Raw genomic sequence first — 26053 nt, 5'->3', positions numbered from 1 at the left:
CCTATCGCCGGCAAGCCGGCTCCCACAATGGAGGCGTGAACTCTCTTGCTGGGAGCCGGCTTGCCGGCGATGGGGCCTTCGAGGTCAGAGCGCGAACGGCAGGTGCAACGCCACTTGCTGACGCTGCGCCAGGCGCACCTCGAACTCGCTCGGGTCATGGATCATCACATCCATCCCGGCAAACGATTCGGCCGCGATCAGGCGCGACAGCCAGAAACGCACGCACCCGACACGCAACATTTCCGGCCACAGCTCGGCCTCGGCTGCGGTGAACGGCCGCAGCGCCGCGTAGGCCGCCAGCAGCGCCTGGGCGCGTGGCACATCGATCGCACCCTGCTCGTCCAGGCACCAGTCGTTCACGGTGATGGCGATGTCATACAGCATCGGCCCGGAACAGGCGTTGTAGAAGTCGATCACACCGGTCAGGTGAGTGCCTTCGAACATCACGTTGTCACGGAACAGGTCGGCATGCAGGTTGGCACGCGGCAAGGCCAGGATCTGCGCCTTGTGCGCGGTGATCTCGTCCAGTGCCGGTTGCAGCAGCGCCACCTGTTCGGCGGTGAGGCGTGGCATCAGCTCGGCACCGGAGGCCAGCATCCAGTCCAGGCCACGGTCGGTCTTGCGTTCGATGACGTGGTCACGGGTAGCCAGGTGAATGTGCGCCAGCAACTCGCCGACCTGGGCGCAGTGCTGGGCGTTCGGCGCCTTGATGTGCTTGCCCGACAGCCGCGGCTGCAGCAGGGCAGGCTTGCCGCACAGCTCGCGCAGGCCATTGCCGTCGCGGTCACGCACGGCGTAGGGCACCGGCATGTCGGCAGCGTGCAGGGTATCGAGCAGTTCGATGAAGAACGGCATGTCCTCGCTGGGCCCGCGCTCGATCAGCGTCAGGACGAACTCCCCCTGTTCGAGGCTGACGAAGAAATTGCTGTTTTCGGTGCCGGCGGCAATACCCTGGAAGTCGAGCAGACGGCCCAGCTGGTAAGGCGCCAGAAAGGTTTCCAGCTCAGGCCGGGTCACGGGGGTGAAGACTGACATGATGAAAGAATGCCCATGCGGGCACTTCGCCGGGGAAGTGCCGAGTTGATGTGAACGATACGCGTCAGATTACCACTCGAAGATCTTCCAGGACGGGATCAGCATGTCCGGCTGGTCGGATCGAATGAAATTGCCATCGGAGCCATCGGCGCGTACCAGAAAATAAGGCTTGCCGTTTTTCGGCGTGATCTTGATCGCATACAGGAAGCCGTTCTGACGGTATTCCTGGATGGTTTTATCGCCTTCCGTGCGAATGGTCACCTCGGGATCGGCCGAGGGGGCGTCGTCCGCCGCCAGGGTGACGACCGGCATGGTTGCCAGCAGACCGAGCAGTAACAGGCGATTGAGTGAACGCATGATAACCTTGTCCTTTTGTCGTCATCGATCCGGCTATTCTAGCTCCGGACCCGCCGAAAAGGTTGATTCTCCTCATGAGCCAAGCGCCTCTCGTCCTGGTGGACGGTTCCTCCTACCTCTACCGCGCTTTCCACGCGCTGCCGCCGCTGACCACTTCCAAGGGCATGCCCACCGGCGCGGTCAAGGGTGTGCTGAACATGCTCAAGAGCCTGCGCAAACAGTACCCGGACAGCCTGTTCGCCGTGGTCTTCGACGCCAAGGGTGGCACTTTCCGCGATGCCATGTTCGCCGAGTACAAGGCCAACCGCCCGAGCATGCCGGACGACTTGCGGGTCCAGGTCGAGCCTTTGCACGCCAGCGTCAAGGCACTGGGCTACCCGCTGCTGTGCGTGGAAGGCGTGGAGGCTGACGACGTGATCGGTACCCTGGCGCGCAGCAGTGCCGCCCAGGGCCGGCCGGTGATCATTTCGACCGGCGACAAGGACATGGCGCAGCTGGTGGACGGCCACGTCACGCTGGTCAACACCATGACCGGCAGTGTGCTGGATGTGGCCGGTGTGCACGAAAAGTTCGGCGTCGGTCCGGAGCACATCATCGATTTCCTCGCCCTGATGGGTGACAAGGTCGACAACATCCCAGGCGTACCCGGTGTTGGCGAGAAGACCGCTGTCGGCTTGCTGACCGGTATCGGCGGTGGTCTCAGCGACCTGTACGCCAACCTCGACAAGGTGCCGGCGCTGGCCATCCGTGGCGCCAAGACCTTGCCGGCGAAGCTTGAGGAGCACCGCGACGCCGCGTTCCTGTCCTATGAGCTGGCGACCATCAAGCTCGACGTGCCGCTGGACATCGAAGTGGACGCGCTGGTGTGCGGCGAGCCGGACCGCGAAGCGCTGATGGCGCTGTATACCGAGATGGAGTTCAAGAGTTGGATCGCCGACGTGCAGCGCGACGCGGCCAAGGCTGGCGACGAGATTGCTCCGGCCGAGGAGCCTGCCGCCAAGGTAGAGCCGAAGTACGAGACCATCCTCGACCAGGCCCGTTTCGATCAATGGCTGGAGAAGCTGCGCCAGGCGCCGCTGTTCGCGTTCGATACCGAGACCACCAGCCTGGATGCCCAGCAGGCGCAGCTGGTGGGCCTGTCGTTCGCCGTCGAGGCCCATCAGGCGGCCTACGTGCCGTTGGCCCATGACTATGAAGGCGCACCGGTCCAGCTCGACCGCGAAGCCGTGCTGCTGGCCCTGAAGCCGTTGCTCGAAGACCCGGCCAAGGCCAAGGTCGGGCAGAACGCCAAGTACGACATCAACATCCTGGCCAATGGCTCGCCGGCCATCGAGATGCGCGGTGTGGCCTACGACACCATGCTCGAGTCCTATGTGCTCAACTCCACTGCCACCCGTCACGACATGGACAGCCTGGCGCAGAAGTACCTCGACCACACCACCATCGCCTTCGAGGACATCGCCGGCAAGGGCGCCAAGCAGCTGACCTTCAACCAGATCGACCTGGACAAGGCCGGCCCATACGCTGCCGAAGATGCCGACATCACCTTGCGCCTGCACCAGGCGCTGCAGGCGCGCCTGGCCAAGACGCCGAGCGTGCTGCCGGTGCTGATGGACATCGAGATGCCGCTGGTGCCCGTACTGGCCAAGATCGAGCGCCAGGGGGCGTTGGTCGATGCCGCATTGCTGCAGGTGCAGAGCGGTGAGCTGGGCGTGAAGATGGCCGAGCTGGAGCGCCGTGCCCATGAGCTGGCCGGTGAGGAATTCAACCTCGGTTCGCCCAAGCAGCTGGGCGCGATCCTGTACGACAAGCTGGGCATGCCGGTGCTGGGCAAGACCGCCAAGGGCCAGCCCTCCACCGCTGAATCGGTGCTCGATGAACTGGCCGAGCAAGGCTACCCGCTGCCTGAGGTGCTGATGCAGTACCGCAGCCTGAGCAAGCTCAAGAGCACTTACACCGACAAGCTGCCGGGGCAGATCAACCCGCGTACCGGGCGCATCCATACCTCCTACCAGCAGGCCGTGGCGGCTACCGGGCGCCTGTCGTCGAGCGACCCGAACCTGCAGAACATCCCGATTCGCACTGCCGAGGGCCGGCGCATTCGCCAGGCGTTCGTTGCCAGCCCGGGCTACAAGCTGCTGGCGGCGGACTATTCGCAGATCGAGCTGCGCATCATGGCGCACCTGGCCAAGGACGAGGGCTTGCTGCACGCCTTCCGCAATGACCTGGACGTGCACCGTGCCACGGCGGCGGAGGTGTTCGGCGTCGCCCTGGAAGCGGTCACCACCGACCAGCGTCGCAGCGCCAAGGCCATCAACTTCGGCCTGATCTACGGCATGAGCGCGTTCGGCCTGGCCAAGCAGATCGGCGTCGACCGCAAGCAGTCACAGGATTACATCGACCGTTACTTCGCGCGCTATCCGGGCGTGCTGGCCTACATGGAGCGCACCCGCGCCCAGGCTGCGGAGCAAGGTTTCGTCGAGACCCTGTTCGGCCGCCGCCTGTACCTGCCGGACATCAATGCCAAGAACCCTGCCCTGCGCAAGGGCGCCGAGCGCACGGCGATCAACGCGCCGATGCAGGGCACCGCCGCCGACATCATCAAGCGGGCAATGGTCAACGTCGACAATTGGCTGAGCGAAAGCGGCCTGGAGGCGCGCGTGATCCTGCAGGTGCACGACGAACTGGTGCTGGAAGTGCGTGAGGACCTGGTCGAGCAGGTGAAAGATGAAATCCGCGGGCACATGAGCAACGCCGCGCAACTGGATGTGCCGTTGCTGGTCGAAGTCGGTATTGGCGCGAATTGGGACGAAGCTCACTGATTGAGCAGGCAAAGCTGTGTAGGATCTGCGGCGTAGTGACGCGGATCCTGGCATGGCTCAATGCCATCGGTTTGGAAGTTTCATGAAACTATCGCAAATAGTTTTCAGGTCTTCGGAACTAATCTGGTGAAACGGGACTCAGAGTAACTGAATGGCTGGTGAAGCCTTTCGATGCTCCTATGTTGTGTTAAGTGTTGGCAGATATCTGGACCCCGCCCTAGCGGTCCGGACTTGAACCCCGAACTTCCCCCTCCCCATACGAAGTCCGGGGTTTTTTTTGCCCGGAATTTGGGGTGTCGGTGCTGGCCCTATCGGCGGCAAGCCGGCTCCCACAGGGTCACGTGGGAGCCGGCTTGGCGGCGATGAGGCCGCCTCAGGCCACTGGCTTGTCTTCCAGCTCCATCCAGTCCGCCAGCACCTTGTAGGCTTCTTCAAGCCCCAAGCGCTTGGGTGCCGAGAACAGCTGGATGGTCACGCCATCACCCCAGCCCTTGCGAATCTCCGACTGCACCTTGAGCAGGGTGTTCTTGCCCGCGCCGTGGGTCAGCTTGTCGGCCTTGGTCAGCAGGATGTGCATCGGCATGCCGCTGGCCTTGGCCCAGTCGAGCATCATCTTGTCGAAGTCGGTCATGGGATGGCGCACGTCCATCATCAGGATCACCCCGCGCAGGCACTCGCGGCTGCCCAGGTAGGCTTCCAGGTGGCGCTGCCAGTGTTGCTTGAGCGGAATCGGAACTTTTGCATATCCATAGCCCGGCAGGTCGACCAAACGCCGTTCATCGTCCAGACTGAAGAAATTCAACAGCTGGGTGCGTCCTGGGGTCTTCGAGGTACGCGCCAGGCTGGCATGAGTCAGGGTGTTGAGGGCGCTGGATTTGCCGGCGTTGGAGCGGCCGGCGAAAGCCACCTCGTAACCCTGGTCGTCCGGGCATTGTTCGACCTTGGCAGCGCTGAGGGCGAATTTGGCTTTCTGGCAGAGGCCGAGGATGGGGTTCTTGACTTGCATGGGATATCCGATGTGGGTGTTGCCAAAGCCTAGGCCGGCAAGCGGTGTCGTTTCCGTTTGGATGGCGGAAGTATATAATGCCCCAGTTTTTGTGTGCTCATTCTCCCAGCGAAGGGGAATGTGCATGGGGTGTCGAACAATAGCTCGCGCATCAGAACGCAGCGCGTCCCCCAACCCTGTCAGGTCGTTTCGCATGGCGAAATGGCTGCTTGCTGTCGGTATGTTCCTGCCGTTTTTCAGCGCACAGGCTACACAGGATCCCGAGGCGTTGTACAACCGCACGTGTGCGGCCTGTCACGCCGGGCAGTTGCCACAGGCACCCAAGAAGGGCGACCTGGCAGCGTGGGAGCCAAGGCTGGCGAAAGGCATGGAGGTACTTCAGACGCATGTTACACAGGGTTTCAAGGTTATGCCGCCGCGTGGATTGTGCATGGACTGCAGTGCCGAGGACTACCGTTTGGTCATCCTTTGGATGAGCGGCAGTCCCGATACATAACATTTCACCCTTAGCCGTGTTGGATTAGCTGATGAACAAACTAGTCGTGAGTCTGCTGTTGACCATGGGTGTCGCCGGTGCAGCCACTGCTGCGGACCCCATCAAAGGCGATGCCGCCGCCGGCCAGGCCAAAACGGCCGTTTGTGGGGCCTGCCACAACCCCGACGGCAACAGCCTGGCGCCGAACTTCCCGAAACTGGCCGGCCAGGGCCAGCGCTACCTGGAGAAGCAGTTGCACGACATCAAGTCGGGCAAGCGTACCGTGCTGGAAATGACCGGCATGCTGACCAATTTCAGCGAGCAGGACCTGGCCGACATTGCCGCCTACTTCTCCAGCCAGAAAGGCAGTGTCGGCGCCGCCGATCCGAAGCTGGTCGAGCGTGGCCGCGCCTTGTTCAATGGTGGCGACCTGGAAAAGGGCATGCCTGCCTGTACCGGCTGCCACTCGCCCAATGGCGCGGGTATCGCACTGGCCGGCTTCCCGCATCTGGGTGGCCAGCATTCGCAGTACGTGACCAAGCAGCTCACCGACTTCCGTGAGGGCAACCGTACCAACGATGGCGATGCGATGACCATGCGCACCATCGCCGGCAAGCTGAGCAACCACGATATCGAGGCATTGGCCAGCTACATCCAGGGTCTGCATTAACATTCGGTTAATGCGCAGACGCTAAAGATGAAAGGGCGGCGCGGACCGCCCTTTTTTCTGTCCGCAGCCGTTACACTACAGAACTCGGGCCCTTCCCGACCTGTCTGAAGCACAGGTCGCGTCGAGGCGACCTATGAATGCTCAGGAGTAAAGCATGCGTAAACTGATTCTCAGCGCCGCGCTGGTCGCTGCCAGCGTCTTCGGTATGGCCGCCGTCCAGGCAGCAGAGCCTGTCACGGCCGGCAAGGAGTACATCGAGCTGAGCGACCCGGTTCCGGTATCCGTGCCCGGCAAGATCGAAGTGGTCGAGCTGTTCTGGTACGGCTGCCCTCACTGCTACCACTTCGAACCGACCGTCAATCCATGGGCAGAGAAACTGCCGGCAGACGTCAACTTCAAGCGCGTGCCCGCCATGTTCGGCGGCCCTTGGGATGCCCACGGCCAGATGTTCCTGACCCTCGAAGCCATGGGCGTCGAGCACAAGGTCCACGCCGCCGTGTTCGATGCCATCCAGAATCAGAAGAAGCGCCTGACCGACCCTCAGGACATGGCCGATTTCCTCGCCACTCAGGGTGTCGACAAGGACAAGTTCCTCACCACCTTCAACTCCTTCGCCATCAAGGGCCAGGTCAACCAGGCCAAGGAACTGGCGAAGAAGTATGAAATCACCGGCGTACCGAGCATGGTCGTCAACGGCAAGTACCGCTTCGACCTGGGTACCGCGGGCGGCCCGGACGGCGTGCTGAACGTCGCCGACCAACTGATTGCCAAGGAGCGCGCCGCTAAGTAAGCGGCGAATCCCATGCGCCGTTTCAGATCCGCGCGTGGCATTGGCTTGCACCAGCCGCAGGTCAACGAGCATCACCTGCAGGCCCCTGGCCTGCCCGAGGATGGTCGCCTGCGGCTGCTCAGTTTCAACATCCAGGTCGGCATCAGCACCGAACGTTATCGCCATTACCTGACCCGCAGCTGGCAACACCTGTTGCCGCACAACGGGCGGGCCGGCAACCTGCAGAAGATTGGCGACCTGCTCAACGACTTCGACCTGGTGGCCTTGCAGGAAGCCGACGGCGGCAGCCTGCGGTCGGGCTACGTCAACCAGGTGGAGCACCTTGCCCACCTGGGCGCCTTCCCCTACTGGTACCAGCAGCTCAATCGCAACCTCGGGCGTTTTGCCCAGCACAGCAACGGCGTGCTCAGCCGGCTCAAGCCACACCTGCTCGAAGACCACCCCCTGCCCGGCCCGGCGGGGCGCGGTGCGATCCTGGTGCGCTTCGGCGAAGGTGAAGATGCGCTGATCGTGGTCATGATGCACCTGGCGCTGGGCGCCAAGACCCGCGCCCGCCAGTTGGCCTACATTCGCGAGCTGATCGGCGGCTACCGCCATCAGGTGCTCATGGGCGACATGAACACCCATGCCACCGACTTGCTCGACCATTCCCCCCTGCGCGACCTGGGCCTTGTCGCCCCTCAGGTCGAAGCGACCTTCCCCAGCTGGCGCCCGCAGCGCTGCCTGGACCATATCCTGCTCAGCTCGAGCCTGACCCTGGAGCGGGTCGAGGTACTGGCGCAGCCGATTTCCGACCATCTTCCGGTCGCCGTGGAGATCCGATTGCCGGATGCACTGACTGTGGATACGCTGCCGGTCTTGAGCTAGATCAGCTAACGCCTCGTGCACCCTCAAGTGTTGGAAGTGCGCGCCGACAGCGTTTATTCCCGTCCCTCAGATGCATCACCCGTCGCGGATCCAGGCATGACCGAAGAAGCCGAGCGCTGGAAAGAAAAGTACCTCAAAAGCATCGAACAACAGGAAAAGCTCGAGCGTCGCTGGGCTGCCCGCCTCGACTTGCTGCGCCGAGGGCTGGTACGAAGTTCTCTTGCCGCCGAGGGTAGCGACAAGGTCGTCGACCAGTGCATGAAGGAGATGCGCGAGGTCATCCGCACTGACAACATGGACGCCGGCCTTGCCGGGTTGATCCCGCGCCTGGAAAAGGCCGTGCTGGACTCCGAGCAGCGCCGCGAGACGCGAATGAACCAGGTCAGCGATGCGCTGACCGCGCTGGTTGGCCAGCTGCAAGGCCTGCCGCTGCCCGGTGAAGTTTCCCGCCCGCTGAAGAAGCTGGCGAAGAAACTCGACGGTGGCGTCAGTCAGTCACGTGAGCTGCCGCCCTTGCTGGGTGAGCTCAGCGGCCTGCAGGGACGTGCCCTGTCATCGCTGACCAGGCCGGACGAACACGCGCGGCCTGGTTTGCTGCAGCGGCTGTTCGGCCACCGCGACAGTGACCCGGAAACGGATAACGACCCAGTGCCTCCGGCCGTCGAAGCGCAAGTCGAAGCACCGGCGCAGCCTGAAGGTCCCGCGCTGGTGGACGTGCCGCCCTGCGATGTCGACGAGCTGCGCCCGCTTGCATCAGCGGCGGAAACCGAGCAAGACCAGCAAGCGCCTGAGATGGCGGTTGTCGAACCGGAAATCAATAATGAAGACTCGGAGCCCGAGCCGGATGCCCGCGATGGTGCGGTAGCGTCAGCGTTGCCCGAGGCCGCGACAGCCGAGACCGAAGCCCTGCCAAGCCTCGAACAGACGTTCGGCGAAGATGGCCCCTACTCGCTTCCGGACGCGGTAGAGCCGCCCTACAGTCAGGTTGCCGCGCATATCGAGCAGACGCTGCTCGGCCTGCTCGATGACCTGAGCCTGCCGGAACGTCACAAGGCTCAGGCACTGGCGATGCGCGAGCGCGTCGCCCGAGGCTTGAACTGGTACGAACTGATCCCGGTCCTGGATGACCTGGCGGTGCTCATGCTGGCGATTACCGACAGCGGGCAGCACGAGTTCGAAACCTACCTGCAGCAGCTCAACGAACGCCTGGAAAGTTTCCAGAGCCATTTGCACGAAGCCAGTGCAGGCCATGCCGACAACAGTTCGGCCGCCCGTGAACTGGATAGCCAGCTGCGCGAGCAGGTCGACGACCTGCACAGCAGCGTGCAGGGTGCGGCCGACGTGGACAGCCTCAAGCACATCCTGGAAAACCGCCTGGAAGGTCTATTGGGGACCATGGACGATCACCAGCATGAACGCGACCGTCGTGAACAGGAACTGGCGGGGCGCCTGCAAGGCCTGGCGGAGCGGGTCGCAAGCATGGAACAGGAAGCCCTCGGCTATCGCGAACATCTGGAGGAGCAGCGGCAGAGAGCCCTGATCGACCCGCTGACAGGTCTGCCCAATCGCGCCGCCTGGAGCGAGCAAGTCGAGCGCGAGATGCTCGATTGGCAGGACAAGAGTGGCCATCTGGCGATGGCGATTCTCGACCTGGATCACTTCAAGCGGATCAACGACAACTATGGCCACCTGGCGGGCGACAAAGTGCTGAAGATCGTCGCCGACCAGTTGCGCAAGCGCCTGAGGGCGCGTGACTTCATTGCCCGTTTCGGCGGCGAGGAATTCGTCGTTCTGCTGCCCCAGACGTCGCTTGCCGTTGCTGCCCAGGTCGCCGAAGTGCTGCGTGCGACCATCGAGGCCTGCCCGTTCCACTTCAAGGGCGAGCGTGTGGTCATCACCACCTCCATCGGCCTGAGCACCTTCCGTTCCGGCGAGCGTGGCGACCAGGTCCTCAAACGCGCCGATGCGGCGCTGTACCGAGCCAAGGACCAAGGCCGCAATCGGGTGGAACAAAGCTGAGCAGGTGGGCCGGACGCGCATACGTTATGCTGTTGCGTTATCGGCTCATCACTTGGCTTCTCCTATGAAAGCGCTGATTTCCGCATTCCTGCTGCTGATCCTGGCAGGGTGCTCCACGGGCTTGCGCATCGACCGCAGCCACCCCTCTGCCAACCAGGACGACCGCATCCAGTTCGTCGTCCTGCATTACACCAATGCTTCGCTGGAGCGCTCGCTGGCGTTGCTGACCCATGGTGAAGTCAGCGCCCACTACCTGATCGGCGATGGCCCGGCCACGATCTATCAGCTGATCGACGAAAACCGCCGCGCCTGGCATGCCGGTGAAAGCGAGTGGCAAGGCCGGACCTGGCTGAACTCCAGCTCGATCGGCATCGAAATCGTCAACCCAGGGTTCGACGATACGCCCAACGGGCGTGTCTGGTACCCGTACACGGAAGCGCAGATCCAGTCGTTGATCACCTTGCTCAAGGACATCGTCAAGCGCAACCACATCGAGCCGCGGCACATCATCGGCCACGGCGACATCGCGCCACTGCGCAAGCTCGACCCGGGTCCGCTGTTCCCGTGGAAGCGCCTGGCCTATGCCGGGCTTGGGGTCTGGCCCGAGGCCAACGCCGTGGCCCGGCAGCAGGCCTACTTCAATACGAGCCCGCCAACCATCGGCTGGTACCAGCAAGAGCTGGCCCGCTTTGGCTACGCTATCGAGCAGACGGGGCAGCTGGATGTCGCTACGCGGCACGTGATTGCGGCCTTCCAGATGCGTTTTCGACCGCAGCGCTTCGATGGCACGCCTGACGCCCAGACGGCTGCCATGCTGCAGGTGCTCAACCGCATGCGCTAAGTCCTCTGCCAAACGGGCAGGCCAATCTTCGATTCAGTTGCTATACCTTGGATATCAACTGGATGCTGCCCATGTCGGCCCTGATAACTGCGCTTCGCCAATTTTTCTACCGACCCTGGATGCTGGCTTCCTTGGCAGCGGTGGCCAGCGCCGCAGTATTGCTGACCGCCAGCATCGGCATTGCCTTGCAGCAGATGAAGGAAAGCGAGAGCGCGCAGATGAACGCCCAGGGCGAGCGCTTTCTCGATCGTCTGGAGCAAGTCTTCGGGCAACTGCGTGAGGGGGTCGACGAACTGCAGGGGCAGCCGCTTCGGGGGTGCAGCCCGGCGATGCTGGCATTGCTGCAACAGGTTGGGCTGGGTTCCCGGTTCATCTACGAGGCCGCCTACGTCGACGTCAATGTCGCCTGCTCAAACCGTGGCGGTGCCAGGGCCTTCGTCCCCAAACGGGCGCCGGATATCCAGGGGCCGACCTACAGCTACTGGCTCAATACCACCACCGAGCCCAACGAAAACCTCGCGGCCCTGATGCTCGCGCGGGGCAATTTCCTGGTTTCCACCTCGCGCGGGCACCTGACAGACGTGGTCGACCTGCCGCCCGGTGGCAGCTTGCTGGTGGTGCTCGACAATGGCACGCGGGCCATTCCGGTGCTGGGCCCGCCGCAGGTCTGGCCACCGGCCAACAGCTGGCCGCCACCCAGCGGCAATTCGCTGTTCGAACTGCATGACCGCCTGGTCTATCGCATGCCGACCAAATCCCCGGACTACCAGCTGGTGCTGATCGCGCCGCGGGCCAGCTTGCCGCTGCGGATGAACGGCATGCTCTGGCTGCTGTTCCCCGGCAGCGTGCTGGCGGCCTGTTGCATTGGCTGGCTGGTGCTGCAGCTGATCCTGCAGCGCCGCTCGATGAGTTCGGAGCTGCAGAATGCGCTGCGGCGCGGCGAACTGCAGGTGCTCTACCAGCCCATCATCGAACTCGATAGCCGGCGCTGCGTGGGCGCCGAAGCGCTGGTGCGATGGCGGCGACCCGATGGCACACTGACCAGCCCGGATTTGTTCATTCCACTGGCCGAGAACACCGGGCAGATCCGGCAAATCACCGATTTCGTGCTGCAGCGCGTGCTGGAGCAGCTTGGCCAGTTGTTGCGTTCGCACCGCAATTTGTACATCTCGGTGAACCTCGCCGCCTGCGATGTCATGGCGCCGCGCATCGGCCGGGTGGCGGCGCGGCTGCTGGCGCTGCACCGGGTCGCAGCCAGCCAGATCGCCTTCGAGGTCACCGAGCGCGGGCTGATCGATGTGGTGGTGGCCCGCGACAACCTGCAAGCGCTGCGTGCCGTAGGGCATCAGGTGCTGATCGATGACTTCGGCACCGGCTACTGCAGCCTTGCCTATCTGCAGACCCTGCCGGTGGACTGCCTGAAGATCGACAAGGCATTCATCGATGCGCTGGGCCACGATGCCGCCAGCAGTGGGGTAGCGCCGCACATCATTCGCATGGCCCATGACCTTCATCTGCGGGTGATAGCCGAGGGCATCGAGTGCGAAGCCCAGGCGGTGCTGCTCAACAGCGAAGGGGTCAATTACGGGCAGGGCTGGCTGTTCGCCCACCCGCTGAATGCACGGCAGTTCGCCGAGCTGGTGACGCGCGGGCGGCAGGTCAGGCGCCAGCGCATCGATGATGAGCCTTGAGCGCAGGCCTCACACCGGCAGCGCCATGTAGAACTGCGTGCCCTGCCCCGGCCGGGAAAATACGCCCATTCGCCCGCCATGCAGCTGGACGATTTCCTTGCACAATGCCAGGCCCAGCCCTGCCCCGCCTTTCTTGCGCCCGACCTGTACGAACGGCTCGAAGATCCGCCCCTGCTGGCCATAGGCGATTCCTTCACCGTTGTCCTCGACGCTGATGATTACCCGCTCTGCATGCCGCCGCGCATGCAGCCGTATGCGCCCACCCCTGGCGGTATGGCGGATGGCGTTGTGCAACAGGTTGTCGAGCACGCGGTCGAGTTGCGCGATGTCGGCTTGAATGCGCGGCAGCGGCAACTCCAGTTCCTGCAACAGTTCGATCTGCTTGGCCGAGGCCGACTCGCTGAAACGTGTCCGGGCACGGTCCAGCAGATCATCGATGGCGCATGGCGCGAGTTCGAGCTTTTGCAGCCCGCTTTGATAGCGCGAGAAATTGAGCAGGTCGTTGATCAACTGGGTCAGGCGCTGCATCTCCTCGCCGATGGTGTCCAGCAGATCGCTTTCGCGCGCTTCGGGTGGGAACTTGATGCGCTCGCGCAGCAAGCCGAAGGCCATGTGCATGCCGGTGACCGGGGTGCGCAACTCGTGGGAGGCGCGCAACACGAATTCACTGCGCACGCGTTCGAATGCGCGTTGCTCGGTGACATCATGCAACACCATCACCGCCCCAAGGATCGGCCCCTGCGGGTGACTGACTGGGGTCAGGCTGTAGGTCAGCAGACGAGACTCTTCATCGACCTCGATGCTCAAGTCGTCAGGCGGACGATCCAGGCTGCCGCCGCGCAGCACCTGGCGCAGTTGCTGCTCCAGTTCCGGGCGCTGCAGCGCTTCGGCCAGGCTGCTGCCGACACGGCTGGTGTCCCATCCCAGCTGACGCTGGGCCACGGGGTTGAGATGTTCGAGGTGGCCCTGGCGGTCGATGATCAGCAAGCCATCGTCGATGCTGTCGAGCACCGCTTGCAGGCGCTGCTGGCCGGCCAACAGCTCATCGACGTTGGTGGCCTGGTGCTTGCGCAGGGCATCGGCCATCAGGCCGAAGCGACGCGTCAGCTGGTTGAGCTCGATGGCCTGGGTCACCGGCAAGGTGACATCGAAGTTGCCTTGGCCGAGCTGGTCGGCCGCCTTGGCCAAGGCCTCGATCGGTTGGCCGAAGCGACGGGCGATGTTGTGCGCGGTGATGAAACCCAGGACCAGCACCACCAGGCCCATCAGGCCGAGCACTCCGCTGACCAGCAAGGCGCGATCGCGAGTACGTTCCTCACTGCGGGTGATGTATTCCAGTGCTTGCTTGTGGGAGTCGATCAGGTCGGTTCGAACCTGGTTGAACGCCGCGCCCAATGGCTGATCGGCACCCATGCTGCGTGCCGGTGCCGGGCTGTCGCGGTAAGCCTGGAGGAACGCCTGATAGTTGCTGCTGGCCTTGCTGAAACCGGTGCGTTCGCCACCGTGTTCGAGCCCTTGTCGCAAGAGCCCCTGAAAGCTTTCCTGCAGGGACTGCAGACTTTCCGGCGCTGTGCCCTCATCAAGTATCAACGTCAGTTGTTCACCCAGGTTCTGCCGCAGCTTGAGGCCCGTTTCGAGGGCTTGGGTGGTATCGCGCACCGACTTCTGCTGCACCGTGGCCATCTGCATCACGCTCACCAGGCCCAGCATCAGCCCTAGCAGGGCCACCGTGACCAGTGCGCAAATGCTGAGGAAAAGCCGCGTGCGCAGCTTCAACGGCCGTCTCACAGGTTGTACTGCTTGCGTTTGCGATAGAGGGTCGAAGCATCGATGCCCAGCGTCTTGGCGGCCTGGTCGAGCGTGTCACTGGCTGCCAGCACCGCACCGATGTGGGCGCGCTCCAGCTCATCCAGGCTCAACGCTGCGCCCACGCGGGGAGCATTGCTGGCTGGCTGCTCGCCCATGCCCAGGTGGCTGATCTCCACGCGCTCCTGCGGGCAGATGATGCTGGCACGCTCGATCACGTTGCGCAGCTCGCGGATATTGCCAGGCCAGCGGTAGTTGAGCAGCGCGGCACGGGCCTCGTCGCTGAAACCGCGGGCCGGGCGTGAGTATTCCTTGACGAAGCGTACCAGGAAGCGGTCGGCCAAGGTCAAAATGTCCTCGCTGCGCTCGCGCAGTGGCGGCAGGTGCAGGGTGATGACGTTCAGGCGGTACAGCAGGTCCTCGCGGAAACGGCTATCGCGCACCATTTCCTCCAGGTTCAGGTTGGTCGCGGCAAGGATGCGCACGTCGGCGCGGCGGGTCACCGGGTCGCCTACCCGCTCATATTCCTTGTCCTGGATGAACCTCAGCAGTTTCGGTTGCAAGGTCAGCGGGAAATCACCGATTTCATCCAGGAACAACGTCCCGCCGTCGGCCTGGCTGACCCGCCCGAGGGTGCTCTCGCTGGCACCGGTGAAGGCGCCGCGGGTGTGGCCGAACAGCTCGCTCTCCATCAGTTCGGCATTCAGCGAGGGGCAGTTGATGGTCACGCATGCCTTGCGTGCCCGCTTGCTCCAGCCATGAATGGCCCGGGCCAGTTCGCCCTTGCCGGTACCCGACTCGCCAAGGATCAGGATGTTGGCATCGGTGGTAGCCACCTGCCGTGCGGTTTCCAGCACCGCCATCATCGCCGGGCTGTGGGAGTCGAGGCCGTCCTTGGGTTTCTTGATTTCGCCTTCCAACGCCTCCAGACGTGCCGACAGTTGGCGAACTTCCAGTTGCTTGGCGGTGGCCAGGCGCAGCTGATCGGGGCTGCAAGGCTTGACCAGGTAATCGGCGGCGCCTGCCTGAATGGCATCGACGGCGGTATCGATCGCCGAATGCGCGGTGACGATCACCACCCGCATCCACGGTGCCTGGATACGCATCTGCGCCAGTACATCCAGACCGTTGTCTTCACCCAGGCGCAGGTCGAGGAAGCACAGGTCGAACACCTGGCGCTGCAACAAGGTTTCGGCCTGTGCGGCGCTGTTGGCCGTGGCCACGCTGTAGCCTTCGTCTTCCAGGCAATAGCGGAAGGTACGCAGGATTGCGGACTCATCGTCCACCAGCAGAATGCGGCCTTGGTTGTCCTGGGCTGACTCCATTTCCTGCGCTCCTTAGGATAGGTCTTCAATTAGTGTGGGAAAAATCGGGCAAGTTGCATGGTCAATTCTGAAGGATTCTGTCCTTTGCATGCTAGCCAATGGCCTGACCCCCGCCTTCTTCCCTGATTTGTCGATGATTTCCTTAGAGCAACGCGCTGGCACATTGGTTGCGACGATTTACGGATTTTGCCCACAAAGGAGTGCAGTCATGCCCTTTTCCACCCGAATGGCCGCGATAACGGTCAGCCTCCTCGCCATTTGCACGTCGGCCATCGCCGACCCGGTCAAGGACGCACGCCTTGAAGGTGCGCTGCAAACGGCGCTGTCGCTCAACGAGATGCTCAATCCATTTCGCATCCAGGTCGAGGTCGAGGGGCCTCGTGCACGCCTGGTCGGCGAGGTGGAGAACGAGGTCGAGCGTCAGCTGGCAGAGCAGGTGGCGCTGGCCACCCGGGGTATCGAGCAGGTCGACAACCAACTGCGGGTCAATGCCGAACTGGTCGAGCGGCCGCTGGAGCTGCGTGCCTACGCCCAGCGCCTGGAGGACGCCACCCTGGCCGCCGTGATCCGGGCCCGGTTGCTGTGGAGCCGAGTCACGGAAAAAGCCGCCATCGACGTGCAAAGCAGCGATGGCGTGGTGACCTTGCGCGGCAAGGTCGACAGTACAGAAGCCAAGGAGCTGGCCGGGGTAGTGGCGCGCACAACCGATGGCGTGCACCTGGTGAACAACCTGGTCAGTCTGGATACCGTGGCCATGGCCAAGGCCCGGGAGACGCCGGTGGATGCGTCCAGCGGGCCGCAGCCAAAGGACAGCTGGGTGATCGACAAGATCCAGAACAGCTTCCGCTTCAGCCGCAATCTGGACGGGCTGAACATAAAGGTAGCCAGTGAGGAGGGCATGGTGCGGCTGTCTGGCGAAGTGCTCAGCAGTGAGCAGAAAACCGTGGCCGTGGAGATTGCCCGCCAGATCATCGGGGTGCGCGGGGTAGACGCCGACCTGTTGAAAGTGGCGACCAAGGTCGAGGGCTGATCGTGCAATTCGCACGACGCTACAGTGCCCATCGTGCAGGATACGTCCCTCGAAAGAATGAGGAATTCATGTAACTAATTGATTTATAAGTATTTTTATTGAGTCGAAAGGCTGGCATGCAGGCTGCAATTACCTACTCAGGTTTGAATAGAAAAATTACAGCAGGAGAACCGGCATGAACCGCCAATCCGTCAACCGCTCGCACACTGTCGCACTTCCCCTGCGTCAAATCCTGTTGCTCGGGATAGCGATGCTGCTGACCTTGGCCGCCGGCCTCTTCTACTACAGCTGGCAGACCGCACGACTGGCTGAGCAGGTGGCGGCGCAAACTGCGCTGCTGACGCACATCCAGGCCACGCGCGCCAATACCTTGGTGAAGGCCGCCCAACCGCTGCCTTCGGCCAATACCGCCCCGGGCACTGTGGAAAATGTCGTACCGCAGGAACGCTGGGTGTTCTGACGAGCTGGATCGATTTTCCAAAAAGAAAGGAGAAGCATCATGCTTAGCTGGGCTATCACTTTCCTCATCATCGCCATTGTCGCCGCCGTACTTGGCTTCGGTGGTATCGCTGGCGCCGCTACGGGTATCGCGAAGATCCTGTTCATTGTCTTCCTGGTCCTGTTCGTAGCCTCCTTCTTCTTTGGACGTGGTCGAGGTTGACGATGGGCAGGAAGCTTTGCACAGCCATGGCTGGCGCCCTGATGCTGGCGTGTAGTACAGGGGCCATGGCGGCCAATGATGGCCAGGTCCGGGTCGATCAATTGCTCGGCTCGGACCCTCAATACCGGGAAACCTGGCAGGACGCACTCAAAGGTGAGGAACGCCTGCCCGATTGGGTGATCAATCTGACGGGCAGTTCTCAGCAGCAGATGTCGGCAGTGACCGAAGACGGCGACAAGTACCTGGTCGGCCCACTGTGCGAATCCCAGGAGAACTGCACGTACAAGCGCCTGATCGTGGCGTTCAGCTGGGACAAGGATGATGCCTACGGCATGCTCGTTGAAGTGCCCGAGGGCCTGCCGAGCGACAAGTCGCCCACCCGCCACGCGCAATACCGTTGGCTGGGTGAACCCGACGACGGCATGAAGGCAATGTTGCAGGAGCAACTCAAGCGCGACCCGAAATGGTATTGAGCGTCATCGACAAGCGGTCGCGCGCTGTCATGTGATAGAAGCGGAACCTTTCTATATTTCTCGCTTCTATGATGCGCCGCCCCGAGGAGGGGCGACACATGACCAAGGGGCCGGGCTGTTCTGATTGTTGCAGGATCGGAGTGGCCTAGGGGTACAGGGAGTGCCTCCAGGATTGGGCCGGGTCAGGAAAAGGCAGATTCGGAAGCTTCAGGTCCGGCATGTTTCACACCATGCTATCGAGGCCTGGCTTCCGAGGCGCCATTTCTGCTTTTGTGGCTGACTTTTCAGTTTTTGCTGTCAGGACACATCTTGTCTTGACCGTACATCATTTTTTTTCGAGCCCACCTCTTGGCAACGCAAGTGCCATTTTGGCCATTCGGATTGTCGAACAAGCCATATTTCCTCCCCTCTCCCAGCTGTCAAAAATGCCTAAAAATGGCGCTTTGGTCTTGTTCGGAATTCCGAACGTTGTAAATCAAGGACTTGCGAGCGGCCCATTTTGACGCAGATCAGTATGCTTAATCGGTATGGGGTATACGCTTCCGGCATTAGATTTCATCCTTTCCCATCGCAATAGTTGCCGCCTTTTTCGCTGGCCCGAGCGCCTAGACGCTCGATCGCGGTGTCCTTACATGAGGTCTCCGGACGGAAGCTGCTGCTGCCCGTGACGTTGCCAACGGCTCTGTTACGCGCTTTTCCGGTCGGTGCCCGTGACCACTAGAACAAAGGGTAAAGACATGAAGAAGGCAAAACTGAGCCTCGCCTGGCAGATCGTCATCGGTCTGGTCCTGGGCGTTGCAATCGGCGCACTGCTGAATCACTTCAGTGCAGAAAAGGCATGGTGGATCAGCAACGTCCTCCAGCCTGCCGGTGACATCTTCATTCGCCTGATCAAGATGATCGTCGTCCCGATCGTGATTTCGTCGCTGATCGTGGGCATCGCCGGGGTTGGCGACGCGAAGAAACTGGGCAGCATCGGCCTGAAGACCATCATCTACTTCGAGGTGGTGACCACCATCGCCATCGTCGTCGGCCTGGTGCTGGCCAACCTGTTCCACCCCGGTGCCGGCATCGACATGAGCACCCTGGGTACCGTCGACATCTCCAAGTACCAGGCCACTGCGGCCGAGGTGCAGCATGAGCATGCCTTCATCGAGACCCTGCTGAACCTGATCCCGTCGAACATCTTCGCAGCGCTGATGCGTGGCGAGATGCTGCCGATCATCTTCTTCTCGGTACTGTTCGGCCTGGGCCTGTCGAGCCTGCAGGCCGACCTGCGCGAGCCGCTGGTGCGTACCTTCCAGGGCGTGTCGGAAACCATGTTCAAGGTCACTCACATGATCATGAACTACGCCCCGATCGGTGTTTTCGCCCTGATCGCCGTGACTGTCGCCAACTTCGGCTTCAGCTCGCTGCTGCCGCTGGCCAAGCTGGTGCTGCTGGTGTACTTCGCCATCGCCTTCTTCGCCTTCATGGTGCTGGGCCTGGTGGCGCGCCTGTTCGGCTTCTCGGTGATCAAGATCATGCGCATCATGAAAGATGAGCTGATCCTCGCCTACTCCACCTCCAGCTCCGAGACCGTGCTGCCGCGCGTGATCGAGAAGATGGAAAAGTACGGTGCGCCGAAGTCGATCTGCTCGTTCGTGGTACCGACCGGCTACTCGTTCAACCTCGACGGTTCGACCCTGTACCAGAGCATCGCGGCGATCTTCATCGCCCAGTTGTACGGCATCGACCTGTCCTGGAGCCAGCAGCTGCTGCTGGTATTGACCCTGATGGTCACCTCGAAGGGTATCGCCGGTGTGCCGGGTGTCTCCTTCGTGGTGCTGCTGGCCACCCTGGGCAGCGTCGGTATCCCGCTGGAAGGCCTGGCCTTCATTGCCGGTGTCGACCGCATCATGGACATGGCCCGTACCGCGCTGAACGTGGTCGGCAACGCCCTGGCTGCCCTGGTGATCGCTCGCTGGGAAGGCATGTACGACGCCGCCAAGGGCGAGCAGTACTATGCTTCGCTGATCTCTGACAAGCAGGAAGCGGCCGTGGTTGGCGAAGCCGCCAAGCGCTGAGCCTGATGCGTTGAACAAAAAAACCCCGACTTGTCGGGGTTTTTTGTTGTCTGCAGGGGCCTCATCGCCGGCAAGCCGGCTCCCACAGAGGACACTGCAGCCTGTGTGGGAGCCGGCTTGCCGGCGATGAGGCCGGTACAGGCTAAACCAGTTATCATTCGGGCATTTTTCAGGGGGACACACGGATGCTCAACGGCCTTTGGCTCGGCTTTTTCCTGGTGGCGGCCGTCTCCGCCCTGGCCCAATGGCTGGTCGGCGGCAATGCCGGTATCTTCGCCGCGATGGTCGAGAGCATCTTTGCCATGGCCAAGCTGTCCGTGGAGGTCATGATCCTGCTGTTCGGCACCCTGACCCTGTGGCTGGGCTTTCTCAAGATCGCTGAAAAGGCCGGGATCGTCGAATGGCTGGCCAAGGTGCTCGGCCCGCTGTTCGCCCGGCTGATGCCCGAGGTTCCGCCCGGCCACCCGGCCCTGGGGCTGATCACCATGAACTTCGCGGCCAATGGCCTGGGCCTGGACAACGCCGCCACCCCGATCGGCCTGAAGGCCATGCGCGCCCTGCAGGAGCTCAACCCCAGCAGCACCACGGCGAGCAATGCGCAGATCCTGTTCCTGGTACTCAACGCCTCGTCCCTGACCTTGCTGCCGGTGACGATCTTCATGTACCGCGCCCAGCAAGGTGCCACCGACCCCACCCTGGTATTCCTGCCGATCCTCCTGGCCACCAGCGTGTCGACCCTGGTCGGGCTGCTGTCGGTGGCGGTGATGCAGCGCCTGCGCCTGTGGGACCCGGTGGTGCTGGCCTACATGATCCCGGGGGCGCTGCTGCTGGGCGGTTTCATGGCGTTCCTCGGCACCTTGTCGGCAGCGGCGTTGGCCAGTCTGTCGTCGGTCCTCGGCAACCTCACCCTGTTCGGCGTGATCGTTCTGTTCCTGGTGATCGGTGCGTTGAAACGGGTGAAGGTGTACGAAGCGTTCGTGGAAGGGGCCAAGGAAGGCTTCGACGTGGCCAAGAGCCTGCTGCCCTACCTGGTGGCGATGCTGGTGGCGGTGGGCGTGCTGCGTGCCTCCGGTGCCCTGGAGCTGGCGTTGGATGGCATTCGCCACGCCGTGAACTGGCTGGGCATGGACACGCGCTTCGTCGAAGGCTTGCCGACGGCCCTGGTCAAGCCGTTCTCCGGCAGCGCCGCGCGGGCGATGCTGATCGAGACCATGCAGACCCATGGCGTGGACAGCTTCCCGGCGCTGGTGGCCGCGACCATCCAGGGCAGTACCGAAACCACCTTCTACGTGCTGGCCGTCTACTTCGGCGCCGTAGGTATCCAGCGCGTGCGCCACGCCGTAGGCTGCGCCCTGCTGGCCGAGCTGTCCGGGGTGATCGCGGCCATCTGCATCTGCTACTGGTTCTTCGCCTGAGCCTGGGCGCTCTGCGCCACCGTCCAGTTGACGACCTGCCCGGCCAGTTGATCGCTGGCCGCGCCAAAGCCTGCGACCACGCCAGCCACCTGGGTGTCGGCCAGCGGCTGGCGCACCTCGAAGCGCTTGCTGGCGAGGATGCGCTGGCTGCGCCCCTGCACCAGGCGAGCGTCATAACGAATCACCACCTCTACCTTGCCGCCGGGTCGGTACTCGCTCTGGAACGCCTGCAGCTCGCCCGCCAGCTCGTAGTCGGCCTGCAGGTTGCTGTCGTCAGCGCTCAGGCGTTGTACCCGGCCATCGCGCTGGAAGCCGTCGAGCAGGCGGTTGCGGAGCAGCAATGGCGCCGGGTCGCTCCAGCGCGCGCCTTTGTAGCTGCTGACCACATCGCCCTGGGGAATCACGGCGATGCGCGGGCTGGCCAGCACTTCGCTGGCCAGCGGTTTGTTCAGGCGCAGTGACCAGTCCACCGATGTCGCGCTGCGGCTGGCCTGGTTGACCGGCAGGCGGTAGATATCTACAGGCTCGCGCTGGGGCAGGATCGAGCAGGCGGTGGCCAGGTTCAGCGTGGCCGCCAGGGCCAGCAGGCGCAGCGACGGATTCATGGCTGGAACTCCTTGGTGTTGTCACGGCCGAGCAGGTAGCCGCTTGGGTCGGCTTCCAGGCGCCGGGAGATGCCCTTGAGCGAATTGAGCGTTTCGCGCAGCTCGCGGATGGCCGGTGTCAGCTGGTTGAGGCCTTGCGCGCCGTCGTCGATCGACTGGCGGTTGTCCTGCAGCAGGCTGTCGATGGTCGCCATGCTCTGCGCCAGCGACTGCATCGCCTGCTCGGCGCTGTCGATGGCTTGCTTGCCCTGGTTGCCGAGCAGGCCGTTGGCATTGCGCATCAAGGCCTGGGTCTCGGCCAGGGTGGCATTGGCCTGCTTGCCGACCAGCGCCAGTTGCTCGATGGCCGCGCCGATACCGCCCTTCTCGTTGGCGAAGGCCCCGGTGGTCTGCTCGAGGTTGGCCAGGGTGTTGCTCAGGCGCTCGATGTTGCTGTCGGAGAACATCTGGTTGGCGTTGTGCAGCAGCAGGTTGATGTTGGTCACCAGGTCGCTGCTGTCATTGAGCAGGCGCGAGATCGGCGAGGGCGAGGCGACGATCACCGGCAGCTTGCCATTCTTGCTGATGAGCTCCGGGCTCTGCGGGGTGCCGCCGCTGAGCTGGATGAACGAGTTGCCGGTGACGCCGGCCAGGGTCAGCTTGGCCTGGGTGTCTTCCTTCACCGGCGTGTCGCCGCTCAGGCGCACCCTGGCCAGCACCCGGCGGGGGTCCTTGGGGTCCAGGCGCAGGCTGGTGACATCGCCGACCTTGATGCCGTTGTATTGCACGGGGCTGCCACGGGACAGCCCCGAGACGGCCTCGTTGAAGACCACTTCGTAGTCCTTGAAGGCGTCGTCGACGCTGGACTTGGTCAGCCACAGGCCGAACAGCATGGCACCGACCACCACCACCACGGTGACCAGGCCGATGAGAACGTGATGAGCTCGGGTTTCCATCGTTCAGCGCTCCTGCCCGGCACTGGCGGCGGCGTGTTCGGCCGCTCGCCCGCGTGGGCCGTGAAAGTATTCATGGATCCATGGATCGTTGGTTTGTTCGACCTCGGCCAAGGGGCCTGCGACCAGCACTTTCTTCTGCGACAGTACGGCGACGCGATCGGTGATGGTGTAGAGGGTGTCCAGGTCGTGGGTGATCAGGAACACGCTCAGGCCCAGGGCATCGCGCAAGGTCAGGATCAACTGGTCGAAGGCGGCGGCGCCGATCGGGTCGAGGCCGGCAGTGGGTTCGTCAAGGAACAGGATGTCCGGGTCAAGGGCCAGCGCACGGGCCAGTGCCGCGCGCTTGATCATGCCGCCGGACAGTGAAGACGGGTACTTGTCGGCGGCCGACAGCGGCAGGCCGGCCAGGGCCAGCTTGACCCCGGCCAGGTGCTCGGCATCGTCGCGCGACAGGCCGGCATGTTCGATCAATGGCAGCGCCACGTTCTCGGTGACGGTCAGCGAGGAGAACAGCGCGCCCTTCTGGAACAGCACGCCAAAGCGCCGCTCGACCAGCGAACGCTGCTCCTCGCGCAAGCTGGCGAGATCCTCGCCAAACACCTTGATCTGCCCTTCGTTCGGCTGCCTCAGGCCGATGATGCTGCGCAGCAGCACCGACTTGCCGCTGCCCGAACCACCCACCACGGCGAGGATCTCGCCGCGGTACAGGTCCAGGTCGAGCTGCTCGTGCACGCTCTGGCTGCCGAAGCGGTTGCAGATGCCCCGTGCTTCGATCACCGCTTCCCGGCCACTCACCAGCCCATCTCCATGCAGAACAGGGCAGCCACGGCATCCAGCACGATGACCACGAAGATCGACTGCACCACGCTGGAGGTGGTGTGGGCGCCTACGGACTCGGCGCTGCCGCTGACCTTGAAGCCTTCCAGGCAACCGATGGCGGCGATCAGGAACGCGAAGAACGGCGCTTTGGCCAGGCCGACGAGGAAGTGCTGCACGCCGATGTCGCTCTGCAGCAGCGAAAGGAACATCGCCGGTGAAATATCCAGGGTCAGGGCGCACACCACCGCGCCGCCGACGATGCCGCAGATCATCGCGACGAAGGTCAGCAGCGGCAGTGAAATCAGCAGCGCCAGTACCCGCGGGACCACCAGCAGTTCCATGGGGTTCAGGCCCAGGGTGCGGATGGCGTCGATCTCTTCGTTGGCCTTCATCGAGCCGATCTGTGCGGTAAAGGCACTGGCGGTGCGGCCGGCCATGAGAATGGCGGTCAGCAGCACGGCGAATTCGCGCAGAAACGAGAAGGCCACCAGGTCGACGGTGAAGACGGTTGCGCCGAACGCGGCCAATACCGTGGCGCCGAGGAAGGCCACCACGGCGCCCACCAGGAAGGTCAGCAAGGCAACGATGGGGGCGGCGTCGAGGCCGGTCTGCTCGATGTGCGCGACCACCGGCGTGACACGCCAGCGGTGGGGCTGGAACAGGCGGCGCACCAGAGTTTCGAGGATCAGGCCGACGAAGCCGAGCAACTGCATGCTGTCTTGCCACAGCGTGCCGACCGCACAGCCAATGCGCTCCAGCAGCAGGAGCAGTACGTTGCGCTCCGGCGCCTTGACCGGGATGCAGTAGTCCTGCACCGAGCAATAGACGGTTTTCAGCAAGGCTCGGCTGGCTTCGGGCAAGTCTTCGCTGCAGTGCGAGAGGCGCTCGGTACCGAGCAACTCGGCCAGCAGCGCAGCGCCGGCGGTGTCCAGGCGGCCCAGCTGGCTGAGGTCGGCGACTGCGTCGTCGGTGGCTTGCGTGCGCAGTTGCTCGCTGTCGCGCCGCAGGCTGGCGTAGTGGGCCAGGGTCCAGTCACCGGTGATGCGCAGGCAGGCCGGTTGGCAGCTGGTGTCCAGGGTGGCGCTGGGGGTGGTCATAGGCTCCATGCATCTGACTGCGCGCGGGGGCGTAGAGGCTGATCATAGCGCAGCGAGTCTGTCTTGGCCCAATCGCCGGCAAGCCGGCTCCTACAGGGATCTCCACCGCTTCACTGTGGGAGCCGGCTTGCCGGCGATTGGGCTGCAAGGCAGCCCCTTTCCCTCACCCCGCCGGTACGTCGTCGACCACCTTGAAGCGCAGCACCCCGATCACCTGCCCATCTTCGGTCAGCACCCTGACCTGCCACTTGCCCACCGGATTGGGCGGGAAGTTCTGCTTGTGGGTCCAGGCCCGGTAGCCTTCCTTGCGCCCGCCATGGATATCCAGGGCAATGCGGTCGACCTCCTGGCCGTCCTTCTGCCACACATGGTAGATGCGTTCGTTGAGCCCCCGCGGTGCGTTGATGGCGGTATAGGCGTACAGGCCGCTGCTGCGGATGCGGCTGGCGGCGATTTCGTCCAGTGACTTGCCGGGCTGGCGATTGAGCACTTCAGTACTGACTGCCACCTCGGTCATCCACAAGGTGGCGGGCGGTACCCAGGAACGCAGCAGCCAGCCGCCGCCACCGACGGCCAGGGTCACCAGCACCAGTGCCACCCCGCGACGCCAGGTGTTGACCGGGAAGCTGCTGACCAGGCTGGGGAACGACAGCGCCATTGCCGCGATCAACGCCAGCTTGAAGCTTTGCGCAGTGGTCAGGTGAAGGATGATCGGCAGCGCGGTGAGCAGCGCCGCGAACAGCGTCAGGGTATGAAACGCCAGGAACAGCCAGCGCCGCGGGGCCAGCCACTTGTAGTACAGCGGGTCGATGATCGAGATCAGACCGGCGGCACCGAGCAGGCCGGTGAACACCAGCTGGCTGCTGTTCCAGGTCGTGGTGACGAAGAAGAACGGCAGGACGAAGAACAGGCTTTCCTGGTGAATCATCTGCGTCGCGTAGCGCAGCAGCGGCTGCGGGATCTCGCGCTTGAACATGCGGGCGAACAGGCCGGTGAGGGTGTTCTCCAGCATCAGCCAGACCCAGCTGACCAGCATGAGGACAGCGACCCAGCTGGCCAGGCCGGCCTGGCGGTCGACCAGGATGAAGCTGCCGATACCGGAGAGGAAACCGCCGAGCGCGATGATGCCGGGGTAGCGTTTGAGCAGTTCGATGATGCGCTGGACGATCGGGGGTATAGGGGGCATGGGGCTGCAACAGGATTATGGGGGCTATGCCGGCGATAGGGCCGGTACTGGCAAAAGGATAC

General features: G+C 63.3%; 24 protein-coding genes. 14 read left to right on the top strand and 10 right to left on the bottom strand.

Translation table 11 applies throughout. From position 1 onward, the window contains the following. Positions 1 to 84 precede the first annotated feature (84 nt). Positions 85 to 1035: a homoserine kinase gene (locus PPL01S_RS04320; RefSeq protein ID WP_016394239.1), complete on the bottom strand. Its 951-nt coding sequence runs from the start codon at positions 1033 to 1035 to the stop codon at positions 85 to 87. 69 nt (positions 1036 to 1104) lie between these two features. Further along, the gene (locus tag PPL01S_RS04315; protein WP_016394238.1) at positions 1105 to 1392 is read right to left on the bottom strand and encodes a DUF2782 domain-containing protein; all 288 of its coding nucleotides are present in this window, start codon (positions 1390 to 1392) and stop codon (positions 1105 to 1107) included. Between the two features lie 74 nt (positions 1393 to 1466). Here PPL01S_RS04315 and polA point away from each other — a divergent pair, with 74 nt between their 5' ends. Next, entirely contained in the window at positions 1467 to 4214 is a 2748-nt protein-coding gene (polA, locus tag PPL01S_RS04310; protein WP_016394237.1) for a DNA polymerase I, read from the top strand. Between the two features lie 373 nt (positions 4215 to 4587). Here the strand turns inward: polA and yihA are convergent, their stop codons facing one another. Beyond that, positions 4588 to 5220 (bottom strand): ribosome biogenesis GTP-binding protein YihA/YsxC, encoded by a 633-nt coding sequence (gene yihA / locus PPL01S_RS04305; protein WP_016394236.1) that lies wholly within the window; start codon positions 5218 to 5220, stop codon positions 4588 to 4590. A 193-nt stretch (positions 5221 to 5413) separates the two neighbouring features. Here yihA and PPL01S_RS04300 point away from each other — a divergent pair, with 193 nt between their 5' ends. The 7 genes from PPL01S_RS04300 (at position 5414) to PPL01S_RS04270 (ending at position 12573) form a co-directional block, all read left to right on the top strand. Beyond that, positions 5414 to 5716, top strand: a complete 303-nt coding sequence (locus PPL01S_RS04300; protein ID WP_016394235.1) for a c-type cytochrome — start codon at positions 5414 to 5416, stop codon at positions 5714 to 5716. A gap of 31 nt (positions 5717 to 5747) precedes the next feature. After that, the gene (locus tag PPL01S_RS04295) at positions 5748 to 6365 is read left to right on the top strand and encodes a c-type cytochrome (protein WP_016394234.1); all 618 of its coding nucleotides are present in this window, start codon (positions 5748 to 5750) and stop codon (positions 6363 to 6365) included. Positions 6366 to 6519: 154 nt separating this feature from the next. Continuing rightward, a complete protein-coding gene (dsbA, locus tag PPL01S_RS04290; RefSeq protein WP_016394233.1) occupies positions 6520 to 7155 on the top strand; it encodes a thiol:disulfide interchange protein DsbA in 636 nt (211 codons plus the stop codon). Positions 7156 to 7167: 12 nt separating this feature from the next. Then, positions 7168 to 8022 (top strand): endonuclease/exonuclease/phosphatase family protein, encoded by an 855-nt coding sequence (locus tag PPL01S_RS04285; RefSeq protein ID WP_016394232.1) that lies wholly within the window; start codon positions 7168 to 7170, stop codon positions 8020 to 8022. A gap of 96 nt (positions 8023 to 8118) precedes the next feature. Further along, a complete protein-coding gene (locus PPL01S_RS04280) occupies positions 8119 to 10041 on the top strand; it encodes a GGDEF domain-containing protein (protein WP_028625689.1) in 1923 nt (640 codons plus the stop codon). Between the two features lie 64 nt (positions 10042 to 10105). After that, complete coding sequence (locus tag PPL01S_RS04275) at positions 10106 to 10882, top strand: N-acetylmuramoyl-L-alanine amidase (protein ID WP_211252431.1); 777 nt, start codon at positions 10106 to 10108, stop codon at positions 10880 to 10882. A 71-nt stretch (positions 10883 to 10953) separates the two neighbouring features. Next, entirely contained in the window at positions 10954 to 12573 is a 1620-nt protein-coding gene (locus PPL01S_RS04270) for an EAL domain-containing protein (RefSeq protein ID WP_028625691.1), read from the top strand. Positions 12574 to 12582: 9 nt separating this feature from the next. Here the strand turns inward: PPL01S_RS04270 and PPL01S_RS04265 are convergent, their stop codons facing one another. Next, on the bottom strand, positions 12583 to 14361 hold the full coding sequence (locus PPL01S_RS04265) for a KinB sensor domain-containing domain (RefSeq protein ID WP_033743489.1): 1779 nt from the start codon (positions 14359 to 14361) through the stop codon (positions 12583 to 12585). Beyond that, positions 14358 to 15704, bottom strand: coding sequence for a sigma-54-dependent response regulator transcription factor AlgB (gene algB / locus PPL01S_RS04260; RefSeq protein WP_016394227.1), 1347 nt, complete (start codon positions 15702 to 15704; stop codon positions 14358 to 14360). The genes PPL01S_RS04265 and algB overlap by 4 nt, the downstream gene beginning before the upstream one ends. 208 nt (positions 15705 to 15912) lie before the next feature. Between algB and PPL01S_RS04255 the strand changes: the two genes are divergently transcribed. The 6 genes from PPL01S_RS04255 to PPL01S_RS04230 all read left to right on the top strand — a co-directional run bounded on the left by PPL01S_RS04255 (position 15913) and on the right by PPL01S_RS04230 (position 21349). Next, complete coding sequence (locus PPL01S_RS04255) at positions 15913 to 16734, top strand: BON domain-containing protein (RefSeq protein WP_016394226.1); 822 nt, start codon at positions 15913 to 15915, stop codon at positions 16732 to 16734. Positions 16735 to 16909: 175 nt separating this feature from the next. Then, a complete protein-coding gene (locus tag PPL01S_RS04250) occupies positions 16910 to 17194 on the top strand; it encodes a hypothetical protein (protein WP_016394225.1) in 285 nt (94 codons plus the stop codon). 39 nt (positions 17195 to 17233) lie between these two features. Next, a complete protein-coding gene (locus PPL01S_RS24475; protein WP_003252966.1) occupies positions 17234 to 17395 on the top strand; it encodes a DUF1328 domain-containing protein in 162 nt (53 codons plus the stop codon). Between the two features lie 2 nt (positions 17396 to 17397). Then, the gene (locus PPL01S_RS04240; protein WP_028625693.1) at positions 17398 to 17868 is read left to right on the top strand and encodes an inhibitor of vertebrate lysozyme family protein; all 471 of its coding nucleotides are present in this window, start codon (positions 17398 to 17400) and stop codon (positions 17866 to 17868) included. Positions 17869 to 18605: 737 nt separating this feature from the next. After that, a complete protein-coding gene (gene gltP, locus PPL01S_RS04235; RefSeq protein ID WP_016394223.1) occupies positions 18606 to 19934 on the top strand; it encodes a glutamate/aspartate:proton symporter GltP in 1329 nt (442 codons plus the stop codon). 185 nt (positions 19935 to 20119) lie between these two features. Further along, positions 20120 to 21349, top strand: coding sequence for a nucleoside recognition domain-containing protein (locus tag PPL01S_RS04230; RefSeq protein WP_016394222.1), 1230 nt, complete (start codon positions 20120 to 20122; stop codon positions 21347 to 21349). Here the strand turns inward: PPL01S_RS04230 and PPL01S_RS04225 are convergent. The 5 genes from PPL01S_RS04225 to PPL01S_RS04205 all read right to left on the bottom strand — a co-directional run bounded on the left by PPL01S_RS04225 (position 21331) and on the right by PPL01S_RS04205 (position 25991). After that, positions 21331 to 21954, bottom strand: a complete 624-nt coding sequence (locus PPL01S_RS04225) for an ABC-type transport auxiliary lipoprotein family protein (protein ID WP_016394221.1) — start codon at positions 21952 to 21954, stop codon at positions 21331 to 21333. The genes PPL01S_RS04230 and PPL01S_RS04225 overlap by 19 nt on opposite strands. Next, positions 21951 to 22889 (bottom strand): MlaD family protein, encoded by a 939-nt coding sequence (locus PPL01S_RS04220; protein WP_016394220.1) that lies wholly within the window; start codon positions 22887 to 22889, stop codon positions 21951 to 21953. The genes PPL01S_RS04225 and PPL01S_RS04220 overlap by 4 nt, the downstream gene beginning before the upstream one ends. Positions 22890 to 22892: 3 nt before the next feature. After that, a complete protein-coding gene (locus tag PPL01S_RS04215; protein ID WP_016394219.1) occupies positions 22893 to 23684 on the bottom strand; it encodes an ABC transporter ATP-binding protein in 792 nt (263 codons plus the stop codon). Further along, positions 23681 to 24814: an MlaE family ABC transporter permease gene (locus PPL01S_RS04210; RefSeq protein ID WP_028625694.1), complete on the bottom strand. Its 1134-nt coding sequence runs from the start codon at positions 24812 to 24814 to the stop codon at positions 23681 to 23683. Before PPL01S_RS04210 ends, PPL01S_RS04215 begins: the two co-directional genes overlap by 4 nt. Before the next feature lie 154 nt (positions 24815 to 24968). Then, the gene (locus tag PPL01S_RS04205) at positions 24969 to 25991 is read right to left on the bottom strand and encodes a DUF5924 family protein (RefSeq protein ID WP_016394217.1); all 1023 of its coding nucleotides are present in this window, start codon (positions 25989 to 25991) and stop codon (positions 24969 to 24971) included. Positions 25992 to 26053 lie beyond the last annotated feature (62 nt).

The organism is Pseudomonas plecoglossicida NBRC 103162 = DSM 15088 (genome assembly GCF_000730665.1).
In the GTDB taxonomy this organism is placed as follows: Bacteria; Pseudomonadota; Gammaproteobacteria; order Pseudomonadales; family Pseudomonadaceae; genus Aquipseudomonas; species Aquipseudomonas plecoglossicida.
The sequence above is the reverse complement of the archived record's forward strand: the minus strand, read 5'-3'. Positions and strand labels throughout refer to the sequence as shown.